We start from the raw sequence: 13,844 nt of genomic DNA, 5'->3' as shown, positions 1-13,844 counted from the left end.
GTTTTTAGGTTAGTATCCAGGTGTTGGTACAAGGTTTGGATTTGCATTTAACTCTGCACTTGGCATTGGATACAAATCTCTAAAACTTTCTGAGGTTCTACCTGCCGGAATTCCTCCTTTAAACGGCCAAACACCTACATCTGAAAATTGTCCAAAACGAATTAAATCTGTTCTTCTGTGGTTTTCCCAATATAACTCTCTTGATCTTTCATTTAGAATAAAATCTAAGGTTAAATCGCTTGCTGTTATGTTACCACTAGTATCACCATAAGCTCTTTCTCTTAACAAGTTTACATAGTTAACAGCATTTGTAACATCACCACCTGCACCTCTAACATAAAGCTCTGCATACATTAAGTAAGCATCTGCTAAGCGAAAAACAGGAAAATTAACATCTACATTATTACCAGAAGCATCTGACCCTTGTACACCATTAATATCTACATTACGATATTTAGTTACAGCATATCCTTCTGTAAAATCAAACGGGTTAGTAATTTCTAAAGACTGACCATCTGTATAAAACATTGCTCTAGAATCTGTATCACCAGAAATATCATCAAACTTTTCTACAAGACCTTTAGTACTTCTAAGACCTCCCCAGCCACCATTGACTCCAAATTCTGCAGGATCCATTGTGCCGCCAATTGCCGCATGAACTAGATAAGTTGTACCTCCAAATGCTGCATTTGTAATACCATCAAATAAGAATGGATAAATAATTTCATTCTCGGCTCCGTTTCTGTCATTATCGGCTAAAAACAAATAGTTATAATTTGGAACTAAAGAATAAGCGTTGCTATTAATAATTTTACTAGTAAAATCTAAAGCTTCTACATTCATTGCAGTACCCGTATACACTTCTGCATTTTGGTATAATTTAGCTAGTAACATCCAAGCAAAAGCTTTATCTGCTCTACCATATTCATTTTGGCGAGGTTCTGGCAATCTTGTTTCTATGTCTAACAACTCAGCTTCTACAAATTCAAACACCTCTTTACGTGTAGCTTGTGTAGGTAAAAAAGCTCCAACAGGATCGTTTTCATCTACTAATGGGATATTACCATACATATCTATACCGTGCCAATAACTAAAAGCTCTTAAAAAACGAACCTCATCTCTATATCCGCTTATTTCACTTTTTAAAGAAGCATCAACATTACCACGACCATCTAATACACTTTCTTCTGTTTCTCTTAAAAACTGATTAGCCAATCCTATTTGAAAATAAATTCTTGCATACATTGCTGTTACAAAAATATCTGAAGAAGTCCATACGTGGTTATTAATATTATGTATGGTCTGATCATTCCATGCAATAATTGCTTCTTCTGTAGACAATTCCTGAATAGTAAATAACATTCTTAAATAGTTAGAAAAGTTACCGTCTATACCAGAAATATCATCAAAATTACCACTAGTGTCTTGTCCTCTTAAAGAAAAACCTCCATATATTTTAGCCATAAACTGTTTATATGCAGCAGTATCACTAAATGTATTACTAGATGTTTGCGATGTAAGAGGCTCTAAATCTAATTCGCTTTCACACGAAGAAAAAATAAAAGCAAAAACAATGGCAAACGCTCCTAATTTTAATTTTATATTTTTCATACTGTTATCTTTAAAATTTTAAGTTTAATCCTAACAAGAAAGTTCTTGGTCTAGGGTAAAAATTATTATCTATACCACCACTAATCTCTGGATCTATACCATCATAATTAGTAATTGTAAACACATTTTGTACAGTAGTTTGTATTCTTAAACTAACTTTATCATCTTTAAATGCATTCTTAAAATTGTAACCAAGCGTTACGTTGTCCATTTTTAAGAAAGAAGCATCTTGAATATAGTAATCTGACAATAATTGGTTGTTTTTAAAACCTGTATCTAAAATAGAAGTACTTACGTTTCTGTTAGAGCTTAATGAATTTAAACCAAACTCGTTACCCGTAGAAGAAGCAACGTTGTTATAGGCGTAATTACCTATACTAGCTCTCATTGTAAAGTTTAAATCCCAATTTTTATAATTTGTATAAGAAGAAAAGCCTAGTAAATAATCTGCAGAAGGGTTTTCTTTAACATATAAATCTCCTGTATCTGATGAACCACCAGAAACACCATCACCATCCCTATCTACATATACACCTTCTAATGGTTTACCATCTGCATCATAAACTTGTTGGTATACAAGAAAAGAACTTTGTGCAGAACCTACTTGGTGTATTTGCACAGTGTTACCTACTCCTCCAGATATACCTCCTGTAGCTACGCCTATAAAACTAGGATCATCAACAGTGTTTAATTTTGTTATTTTATTAGTTAAATAAGATAAATTAAAACCAAGGTTCCAATTAAAACCTTCTCTCTGAAAAATATCAGAGTTTATAGAAAATTCAAAACCACTATTCTCTAAATCTCCAATATTTGTAATTAATTGGTTTGTAAGATTAGATCCAGAAGGTATAGGTATTTGGTTTAAAATATCATTACTTTCTCTTGTATAATACTCTATACTACCATTAATTCTATTATTAAAAAAACCATAGTCTAAACCAATATTGTATGTTTTAGATTCTTCCCACTTTATATTAGCATCATAACCTGCTGGTCTTATAGTATTGTAAAAAGTATCTCCTAATTGATATTGCTGATTATCTGTACTAACTTGGTAAACTGGAAGGTATCCAAAATCCTGATTAATTTCTTGTTGTCCTGTTTCTCCGTAACCAATACGTAATTTTAAATTAGATACAGTTTCAGAATCTTTTAAAAAGTTTTCTTCAGATATGTTCCAAGCAAAAGCTGCTGCAGAGAAATTACCCCATCTGTTATCTCCACTAAATCTAGAAGAACCGTCTGTTCTATAACTTAGCGTTAATAAATATTTACTATCATAAGAATATCGTAATCGAGATACATAAGACTCAATTGCATTGTGCGTAGCAAAAAAAGTAGAATTTTCTGTACCTGATATCAAAGGATTGTTTGCATAGTTTTCTCTATAAAATTTTTGAAAAGTATGACCTACTGTTAATTCAAAAGTACTTTTAATACTTTCTACCTCTTTTTTATAATTAACAAAAAAGTCTGCTAAAGTACTTCTACGCAAGCTACCGTAGCTACCAGTAATACTTTGTGCATTTTGTGCTGAAGCTGAGTTAGGGTCTGTACTTGTTTTACCATATCTCTCGTTATAATCAAAACCAAGAGTAACATTAAAGTTAAGTCCGTCTAAAAAAGGAGCATAATAATCTAATTTAACATTACCTATTGCTCTTTTTGTTTCCGCTTCATTTGATGACTGATTAATTAACCCTAGTGGGTTTCTAGGAGCTAAGTTATTTATACTTCCATCATTATTTAACCACTCATAATAACCTCCGTAATTGTTATTACCACTATATATTGGTTGTGTAGGATCAAACTGTAAAGCTGCCCCTATTACACCTCCGTTAACAAAATCATCATTGGTTATAGACCCATTTAGGTTTACGTTAATTTTTAAGTCATTATCAAATAAGTTCTGACGAAAATTTAAAGAACCAGAAGTACGCTCAAACTTAGAAGTTTTTACAAGTCCTTCTTGAGTTGTGTATCCAATAGACCCTCTGATCGCTGAACTTTCAAAACCTTTTGAAATTGTTAAGTTAGCATCTGTACCATAAGCTTCTTGAAAAATTTGATCTTGCCAATCTGTATCTGCATCTCCTAATAAAGGAACAGCTAAAGCTTCGTTTTGACTACCAATTAACACATTTCTGTACTGACTAGCGTTAAGTACATCTAATTTTTTTTGAACTGTACCAACAGAACCATTTGTATTTACCTCTACTTTTAAAGGAGCATTTAATTTACCACTTTTAGTAGTTATTAAAATTACCCCTGCAGAAGCTCTAGAACCATATATTGCTGTAGAAGACGCATCTTTTAAAACAACAAAACTTTCTATATCATTTGGGTTAATTGAGTTTAAAGCAGAAACAGAACTTCCGCCTGTTGTACCTTGATCTACAGGAACACCATCTATAACAACAAGTGGACTATTATTAGCTGATAATGAAGAATTACCTCTAATAGTTATAGTTGCTCCTTGTCCTGGCTGGCCTCCTGGTGCAACTACGCTAACACCTGCAGTCTTACCTGTAATTAATTGCTCTGGTGAAGTAATTGCTCCAGAGTTAAATTCATCAGTACTTACTTTTTCAATAGATCCAGTAGCATCTTTTACGGTTGTAGTACCGTAACCTATAACTACTACTTCATCTAAAGCTTCGGTAGATTCTACCATTTCTACATCTAATGTACTAGATGTTACTTTTACTTCTCTAGAATTGAAACCTACAGATGTAAAAACAAGTATATCACCCATATTTACATTCTTAATTTCGTACAATCCATCAAAATCTGAAATAGATCCATTAGTTGTTCCTTTAACAACAACATTTACTCCTAATAATGGAGACTTTGTAACGTTGTCTGTAATTTTTCCTGATACTGTTTGTTGTGCAAAAAACAGTAAGGGAAAAAGAAGAAACACTCCTAAAAAGATATTCTTTAGTTTATTCATAAAGTTAGTTTGAGTTAATAATTTGATTAAAACTTAACACATTTTTATATTTCGCTTTGTGAAAGTATATGCTTAACTTTAATTTAACAAATCTATAGAGTTACGCAACGGGTTGCATGTTAACAACTTTATCAAAAAGTGTGTTTTTATGGTAAAAAATTAGTCCAATTTTAATAGATTGTTATTTATTTGCTATAAAAAATTAAGTATTATCAATTTAGAGTTAATACTTAGTTGATGTTCACAAACGTTGTATCTTTATACTATGAAAGCCAAAATTACCATAAAAGACATTGCAAAAGAACTTGGTGTGTCTTCTTCTACTGTCTCTAGAGCCTTAAAAAACAGTCCAGAAATTAGCGAAGAAACTCGTAAAAAGGTAAAAGCTTTTGCAGACCTATACCATTACAAACCAAATATGCTAGCGCAAAAACTGCGCAATAATAAAACAATGGTTATAGGTGTAATTATTCCTGAAATTGTACATCACTTTTTTTCTAGAGTTATTAGCGGAATTGAAAAAATAGCTAACGGTAGAGATTACAATGTTATGATATGTTTATCTAACGAGTCTTACGAAAAAGAAAAGTTAAACATACAAATGATGGCTAACGGAAGTGTAGATGGTTTACTTGTTTCTATAGCTAAAGAAACCTTAGAAAAGGGAGACTTTGAACACTTTAATGAGTTAAAAGATTATAATATTCCTTTAGTTTTGTTTGACAGAATATCTGATGATATTACTTGTGATAAAGTTATTGTAGATGATATTGGTGGTGGTTACAAAGCAACAAAACACTTACTAAATGTAGGGTGTAAAAATATTGCTATTTTGTCTACACCAGATCACGTAAATGTTGGAGCATTACGTACCATTGGCTACAAAAGAGCCTTAGAAGAAAAAGGAATTACCATTAATGAAGATCTTATTTTTAAAGTTAATGATAACTCTAGTATTACAGAGCAAATAAGTGCATTTATGCATAATTCTACTTTAAATTATGATGGTGTTGTTGCTGTAAATGAAATATATGCTGCCAACGTTATTAAAATTGCCAAAGAAAAAGATTTACAAATACCTAATGAGCTTTGTGTTGTTGGCTTTACAGACGGATTAATATCCTCTTTTTCAACACCTTCCCTATCTACAATAGACCAGCACGGTATAACCATTGGTGAACATGCAGCTGAGTTATTATTAGATCGTATTCAAAATAAAGACATAAATAAAGAATACCAACGAAAGGTTATTTCTACAGATTTAATCGTTAGAAAATCATCAGAAAAAAATACAGTTTTGTAATCTGTATCAAAAATTTTATATCTTTACCGCATCAAAATATTAAACTTAACACTTAATATTTTTATACTTCGCACCGTATACACGCCATACAGACACTAATCTTGGCGCTGTATTTTTATATTTAATATTTACATTATGGAAAAACAGAAACTTGGTTTCTGGCAGATCTGGAACATGAGTTTCGGGTTTCTGGGAATTCAATTTGGATTTGCCTTACAAGGAGGTTTTATGTCCAGAATTTTTCAGACGCTAGGTGCAGAAAAAGATGATATACCTCTTTTATGGATTGCTGCTCCCTTAACGGGACTAGTTGTACAACCAATTATTGGTTATTTAAGCGATAGGACTTGGAGTGCTCGTTGGGGAAGAAGAAAACCTTACTTTTTAATTGGTGCTATACTTAGCTCCCTTGCTTTATTTTTAGTACCACACTCACCTGTTCTATGGGTTGCTGCTGGTTTTTTATGGATTTTAGATGCATCTATAAATGTATCTATGGAGCCATTTAGAGCTTTGGTAGCAGATAAATTACCAGATTCACAACGTTCTTATGGGTTTGTTATACAAACTTTAATTATTGGTATTGGCACCTGGGTAGCTAGTAACCTACCTTGGATGGTTTCTAAACTTGGTGTTAGTGATGCTGCTCCGTCTGGAGTTGTCCCTATGTCTGTTAAAGTAGCTTTTGCTATTGGCGCTGTAGTGTTTTTAATAAGCATACTGTATACCATTTTTACAACCTCTGAATATCCGCCAGAGGACATAGAAGAGTTTAAAAAAGAGAAAGCCAAAAAAAATCAGTTTATTCCAGATATCCTAAACAATATCGGAAATATGCCTTCTACAATGAAAAAATTAGGAGTTATTCAGTTTTTTAGCTGGTTTGCCTTTTTTACAATGTGGAGTATGGCCAATCCTGCCTTAACAGAGCACGTATTTAATTCTCCTGCTCCTGTAGAGGCTAATTATAATATGGAAATAGCTTCTGATGTAGAAGCTTTTAATATAACAAACGAAGCGTTTCAGAAATCATCAAATTTAGTAGGTTCTTATATGGGAACTTACGGTTTATCATCTATGGCATTTGCTTTAATTCTAGTCTTATACACTTCAAGAAAAAGAATTAACAGAAAAATGGTACATATGTTTTCTTTAATTATTGGAGGTGCTGGTTTTATACTAATGTATTTTATTCCGTCTCCAGAGTACTTAACAGTTTGCTTTGTACTTATTGGTTTTGCTTGGGGTAGTATTTTATCTATGCCATATGCAATGCTTTCTAGTGCTGTAGATCCAAAAAGAATGGGAGTTTTTATGGGCATTTTTAATATGTTCATTGTAATACCACAAATTATTGCGGCTATTGGCGGCATAAATATTATATCAAACTTATTAGGAGAAGAAGCTATAAATGCAATGATTGTTGCTGGTATTAGCTTGATTATTGCAGGATTATGCAACTTCTTAATTACCGAAAAAAGTGCAATTTCTTATCAAACAATAGAAGAATAAAATGAAAAGAAAAGGATTCATATTTGACCTAGATGGCGTTATTGTAGATACTGCCAAATACCATTTTTTAGCTTGGCAAAAACTAGCTAATTCTATTGGTGTTGAATTTACTCATGAACAAAATGAGCAATTAAAAGGTGTTAGTAGAGTAAAATCTTTAGAAAAAATACTTAACTGGGGTAATATTACTCTAGAAAACGAAGAGTTTATTGGCTTAATGGCTAAAAAAAATGAAGATTATTTACAACATATAGAAAAAATGGATGCTTCTGAAATTTTACCAGATGTACCAAGAATTCTAGAGTTATTAGAAACACAAAACCAAGGCATTGCTTTAGGTTCTGCAAGTAAAAATGCAGAAGTAATACTACAAAAAGTAAGCTTAATACAAAAATTTAGTGCCATTATAGATGGTAATGGTGTTACTAAAGGCAAACCAGATCCTGAGGTATTTTTAAATGCTGCAAATGCACTATCTATTGCCCCTGAAGATTGTATTGTTTTTGAAGATGCAACAGCTGGTATAGATGCTGCTAATGCCGCAAATATGATTAGCATTGGTATTGGAGATGCATCAATATTAAGCAAGGCTGACTATGTTTTTAAAGATTTTACAGAAATCTCATCAGACTTTATACAAGAATTAATAAAAAAATAAATGTAGATAATAGCTTACTCAAAAAGTAACATCTGCAAGAATCAATAGCATAAGAAATTATGAATCAAGATTATATTATACCAAACAACTGGTCTATCATAGAAGAAGGTTTTAACACAGACAGAGTTAAATCTTCAGAAAGCTTGTTTAGCATTGGAAACGGTGCAATGGGACAAAGAGCTAATTTTGAAGAACACTACTCAGGACCTACTTTTCAAGGTAGTTACATAGCTGGTGTTTATTACCCAGATAAAACTAAAGTTGGCTGGTGGAAAAAAGGATACCCTGAGTATTTTGCTAAAGTATTAAATGCTCCTAATTGGATTGGTATTAACGTACAAGTTAATGGCGAAAACCTGGATTTATTTACGTGTAAAGTAGATAATTTTAAAAGAGAATTAAATATGCAAGAAGGTTGGCTGTCTAGAACTTTTACAGCTACTCTAAAAAATAATGTAATTGTTTCTGTAAAAACAAAACGTTTTTTAAGCTTAACATTAGATGAAGTTGGTGCTATTGACTATACCATTACTCCTGTAAACGTAGATGCTACAATAACATTTAGTCCTTATTTAGATGCAGGCATTACCAATGAAGACACTAACTGGGATGATAAGTTTTGGGAAATAACAAACATAAATTCTATAGACAACAAAGCATTTATAGAGGCACATACTTTAAAAACAGAGTTTAATACCTGTACTTTTATGGAGTCTGAATGTTTTTTGAATGATAAAAAAGCAGGTATTGTTCCTATAGTTGAAAAAATAAAAAACAAAATAACATATAGCTACACTGCAGATGTAGATGCAAACTCTACTTTTTCTATACATAAATTTGCAGGGTATACAGTAGATAGGAATCACGCTAAAGAAAACTTAATTTCTGCAGCTACAGAAGTATTAAACAAAGCTACTAAAACAGGTTTTACTGCATTATTGCAATCACAAAAAGATGCTTGGGCTACTATTTGGGAAACATCAGACATAACAATAGATGGCGATGTAAAAGCGCAACAAGGTATCCGTTTTAATATTTTTCAGTTAAACCAAACATACTTAGGTACAGATGCACAACTAAATATTGGACCTAAAGGTTTTACTGGCGAAAAATATGGTGGTAGTACTTACTGGGATACAGAAGCTTATTGTTTGCCTTTTTATATGGCTACTAAAGACCAAAATGTTGGTCGCAATTTATTAGCATACAGGTACAATCACTTAGAAAAAGCTATTGAAAATGCAGAAAAATTAGATTTTTCTAACGGAGCTGCCTTGTACCCAATGGTAACTATGAATGGCGAAGAGTGCCATAATGAATGGGAAATTACCTTTGAGGAAATACACAGAAACGGAGCCATTGCTTTTGCTATTTATAATTATTATAGGTATACAGGAGACTACAGCTATATTCCAGAGAAAGGATTAGAGGTGCTTATTGGTATTGCCCGTTTTTGGCACCAAAGAGCTACTTTTTCTACCAAGCAAAATAAATATGTTATTCTTGGTGTTACTGGTCCTAATGAGTACGAAAATAACATAAACAATAACTGGTATACCAACTATATGGCACAATGGTGTATTAATTACACCGCAGAAACTATAGCTACTGTTAAAGAGAAATACACTACAGATTATGAACGTGTTATGTCTAAAGTTAATTTAACTTCTGATGAAATTAAAAAGTGGAAAGACGTAGCAGATAATATGTATTTCCCTTTTTCTGAAGAGCATAATGTATTTTTACAACAAGACGGATTTTTAGATAAAGAATTAACTCCTGTTTCTGATTTGGATACTGCTTTTAGACCTATAAATCAGAAATGGTCTTGGGACAGAATTTTACGCTCGCCATACATTAAACAAGCAGATACTCTACAAGGTTTTTACTTATTTGAAGACAACTTTACAAATGAAGAAATAGAGCGTCATTTTGATTTTTACGAGCCTTTTACAGTGCACGAAAGTTCACTCTCTCCTTGTGTACATAGTATTTTAGCTGCAAAGTTAAACCGTATGGACCAAGCATATAGCTTTTATTTAAGAACATCAAGATTAGATTTAGATGATTATAATAAAGAGGTAGAAGAAGGCTTACATATTACATCTATGGCTGGTACTTGGATGAGTATTATTGAAGGATTTGGTGGTATGCGCGTACGCAACCACAAACTATCTTTTAGCCCTAAAATACCTAAAGAATGGGAAGGCTATTCGTTTAAAGTTAATTTTAGAAACCATACAATTAAAGTAAGTGTAACTCAGTCTAAAAATACTTTTGAGCTATTAAAAGGAGAAGAGCTTACGATACTTGTAAATGGCAATTCTATTACTATTAAACAGAATAATTTAATTACTGCTTAAATATTATTTTAGCTATGAAAAAAGGATTTTTAAGTGTTTTTGTATTAGTTTTTGCTCTTTTTGTTTCTTGTTCTCCTAAAAAAGAACAGAAACAAGAAGTAGCGCCTATTACAATTTCTAATGATATAGAGCGCATAGAACCACCAAATTGGTGGGTAGGTTTTAAAAACAATAATTTACAATTGCTTGTTAAAGATCCAAATATTACAGAAGCTACTGCTACTATTTCTAAAACAGGTATTTCTATAAAAAAAGTAACTAAAGGTGATAGTCCTAACTATTTGTTTATTGATTTAGAAATTGATAAATCAGTAACCGCAGGCAAGTTCAACATTACTTTTACTACTAAAGATGGTGCTAAAAAAGTTGAGACATATGAACTTAAAGAACGAAATAGAAAAGCTGATGATTACTTAGGTTTTACTAGCGCTGATGCTGTTTACCTAATTACCCCAGACCGTTTTGCAAATGCTGACACTAGTAATGATATAGACAGCACCTTAAATGAAAAAGCAATAGACCGTACTAACGATTATGCCAGACACGGAGGAGATATTAAAGGCATTACAAATAATTTAGATTATATAGATAAATTAGGTTTTACCGCTATATGGCCAAGTCCGCTTTTAACAAATAATATGTATAACGCATCTTACCACGGCTATGCTATTACAGATTTTTATGGTGTAGATCCTAGATTTGGTACTCTGGAAGAGTATAAAGAGCTTGCTGTAAAAGCAAATAAAAAAGGTATTAAAGTTATTATGGACCAAGTGGCTAACCATTGCGGATTAGAACACTGGTGGATGAAAGATTTACCTTTTAAGGATTGGGTTAACTACCAGGATGAGTTTACAAACAACAAACCTGTAGAAATATCTAACCATAAAAGAACCAGTAACCAAGATATTTATGCATCTAAAGCAGATAATAAAATAATGACTCACGGTTGGTTTGGTAACCATATGCCCGATTTAAATCAGCGTAATCCTTTTTTAGGAACATATATAATTCAAAATAGTATCTGGTGGATAGAGACTTTAGAATTAGGAGGTATACGCCAAGATACATACCCTTATCCAGATAAATATTTTATGGCAAATTGGGCCGGCTCTATTATGGCAGAATATCCTAACTTTTCTATTGTTGGTGAAGAGTGGAGTTACAATCCTTTACTAATTGCTTATTGGCAAAAAGATAATAAAAATAAAGATGAGTACCAGTCTAACCTTACCTCTACTATGGATTTTGCCATGCAACAAAACATTGTAGATGCCTTAAACCAAGATGAAACTTGGGGTACAGGACTAGTAAAAGCATATGAAGGGTTAGCTAATGATTTTGCGTACCAATCTCCTAAAGATATTATGGTGTTTTTAGACAATCATGATATGGACAGAGTGTTTACTCAACTTAATGAAAATGTAGAAAATACAAAAATGGCAATAGCCTACACAGCTTTGTTACCACGAATTCCTCAGTTTTATTACGGTACAGAAATTTTAATGCAAAACACGGCTAAACCAGGTGATCACGGACTAATACGTACAGATTTCCCAGGAGGATGGAACACTGACACTACAAATGCATTTACAGGAGAAGGCTTAACTACCAATCAAAAAGAAATGCAAAATTATATGAGTACACTATTAAATTTTAGAAAAAATAGTGAGACTATTCATAATGGCAAAACCATACATTTTGCTCCTGAAAATGGCGTTTATGTATTATTTAGAATTTTAAATGATGACGTAGTTACCATCATCCTAAATAAAAATGAAGATCCACACCAACTAGATCTTTCTAGGTTTAAAGAGGTTGGTTTAGATGGTAAAAAAGTAACTAATATTATAACAAACAAATCTTTTAATTGGAAAGAAAATTTACTATTACCAACCAAAGGAGCTACAATACTAACAACAAAAATTAATCAATAAAATGAAAAAAATAATTACAATTTTATCCTTATTTGCAGTAGTAATATCATGCAAGGAGAAAGTTAAAAAAGAAGAAAACAATGTAATTGCAGAAAAAGAACCAATTGCTGTAACAGAAGTTATGGAAGATGGGGTAATTTACGAAGCAAACATACGCCAATACTCACCAGAAGGAACTTTTAATGCTTTTTCTAAGGATATTCCTGTACTAAAAAAATTAGGCGTTAAAGTTATTTGGGTAATGCCAATTAATCCTATTTCTAAAATAAAGCGTAAAGCTACTGGAGAAAAATTTACAAGTGAAATTGAAAATGAAGAAGAACGTAAAAAATACTTGGGAAGCTACTACTCTGTATCAGACTATAAAGCAATAAATCCAGAATTTGGTACGTTTGATGACTTTAAAAATATGGTAACTACTGCACACGATAATGGTATTTTAGTTATTGTAGATTGGGTACCAAACCATACAGGTTGGGATCATCCTTGGATTAAAGATCATCCAGAATATTATACTCAAAACGAGCAAGGAGAAATTATAGATCCTATAAACCCAGAAACAGGAGAATCTTGGGGATGGACAGATGTTGCTGATTTAAATTACGATAATAAAGAAATGCGTAAGGAAATGATTAGTGATATGAGATTTTGGGTAGAAAAAGCAGACATTGATGGCTACCGAATGGATGTTGCACACAAAGTCCCTGTTGATTTTTTTAATACTGCTATAAAAGAAATGAAAACAGTAAAACCAATTTTTATGTTAGCAGAAGCAGAACAGCCAGACTTACTACAAAATGGTTTTGATATGCAATATGGTTGGGAAGTTCATCATATTTTTAATGAAATAGCTAAAGGAGAAGCATCTGTTTCTGAGTTTGATGCTTATATGGTTAAACTAGATACTATTTTAGAAGCAGATGATATTAATATGAACTTTGTTACCAACCACGATGAAAACTCTTGGAACGGTACTTTATTAGAAAGAATGCCTAATAACAAAGAAGTATTTACAGCATTAACCTATGTTATGCCTGGTATGCCACTAATTTATTCTGGTCAAGAGTATGATATGGAACATAGATTACGCTTTTTTGAAAAAGACACAATTCCTAAAACTAAAGGAAAATATTTTACTTTATTAGAAAAACTAGGCGAATTAAAAAATACTAATTCAGCTTTAAACGGAGGTAAAAAAGCTGCTAATTACACAAGAGTTAACACATCTAATAACGAAGCTATACTAGCATTTAAAAGAGATAAAGATGGTGAAACTGTTTATTTTATTGCTAATTTAAGTGATACTATAAAAGAAGCAACTATTAGTTTAAATGGTGAATTTACAGATTACATCTCTAACAACACTTTTGCTATTGAAGAGAACACAGCTTTAAAATTGACTCCTTGGGAGTACCATATTTTAACGGTTAAACAGTAGAAAAAAATACTCATAAAAAAAGCGCCAATTTTATATTAAAATTGGCGCTTTTACTTTTTAAAAATA

8 protein-coding genes are annotated in these 13,844 nt (G+C 32.0%); 6 read left to right on the top strand and 2 right to left on the bottom strand.

Annotated features, from left to right (window positions below):
* Positions 1 to 9: 9 nt before the first annotated feature.
* Positions 10 to 1,611, bottom strand: coding sequence for a RagB/SusD family nutrient uptake outer membrane protein (locus Q4487_RS00110; RefSeq protein ID WP_100896428.1), 1,602 nt, complete (start codon positions 1,609 to 1,611; stop codon positions 10 to 12).
* 10 nt (positions 1,612 to 1,621) lie between these two features.
* Positions 1,622 to 4,567 carry a SusC/RagA family TonB-linked outer membrane protein gene (locus Q4487_RS00105; protein WP_303543706.1) on the bottom strand — a complete coding sequence of 982 codons (2,946 nt, stop codon included), beginning with the start codon at positions 4,565 to 4,567 and terminating at the stop codon, positions 1,622 to 1,624.
* A gap of 265 nt (positions 4,568 to 4,832) precedes the next feature.
* Between Q4487_RS00105 and Q4487_RS00100 the strand changes: the two genes are divergently transcribed.
* The 6 genes from Q4487_RS00100 to Q4487_RS00075 all read left to right on the top strand — a co-directional run bounded on the left by Q4487_RS00100 (position 4,833) and on the right by Q4487_RS00075 (position 13,778).
* On the top strand, positions 4,833 to 5,870 hold the full coding sequence (locus Q4487_RS00100) for a LacI family DNA-binding transcriptional regulator (protein ID WP_303543704.1): 1,038 nt from the start codon (positions 4,833 to 4,835) through the stop codon (positions 5,868 to 5,870).
* A 135-nt stretch (positions 5,871 to 6,005) separates the two neighbouring features.
* A complete protein-coding gene (locus Q4487_RS00095) occupies positions 6,006 to 7,382 on the top strand; it encodes an MFS transporter (protein ID WP_303543702.1) in 1,377 nt (458 codons plus the stop codon).
* Position 7,383: 1 nt separating this feature from the next.
* Positions 7,384 to 8,040, top strand: coding sequence for a beta-phosphoglucomutase (gene pgmB / locus Q4487_RS00090; protein ID WP_303543700.1), 657 nt, complete (start codon positions 7,384 to 7,386; stop codon positions 8,038 to 8,040).
* A gap of 59 nt (positions 8,041 to 8,099) precedes the next feature.
* Positions 8,100 to 10,403, top strand: a complete 2,304-nt coding sequence (locus Q4487_RS00085) for a glycoside hydrolase family 65 protein (protein ID WP_303543698.1) — start codon at positions 8,100 to 8,102, stop codon at positions 10,401 to 10,403.
* 14 nt (positions 10,404 to 10,417) lie between these two features.
* Entirely contained in the window at positions 10,418 to 12,340 is a 1,923-nt protein-coding gene (locus Q4487_RS00080) for a glycoside hydrolase family 13 protein (RefSeq protein ID WP_303543696.1), read from the top strand.
* A gap of 1 nt (position 12,341) precedes the next feature.
* Positions 12,342 to 13,778: an alpha-amylase family glycosyl hydrolase gene (locus Q4487_RS00075; RefSeq protein ID WP_303543694.1), complete on the top strand. Its 1,437-nt coding sequence runs from the start codon at positions 12,342 to 12,344 to the stop codon at positions 13,776 to 13,778.
* Positions 13,779 to 13,844 lie beyond the last annotated feature (66 nt).

Origin of the sequence: Cellulophaga sp. 3_MG-2023 (genome assembly GCF_030546975.1) — a bacterium.
Taxonomy (GTDB): domain Bacteria; phylum Bacteroidota; class Bacteroidia; order Flavobacteriales; family Flavobacteriaceae; genus Cellulophaga.
This window is presented reverse-complemented; position numbering and strand designations above follow the sequence as displayed.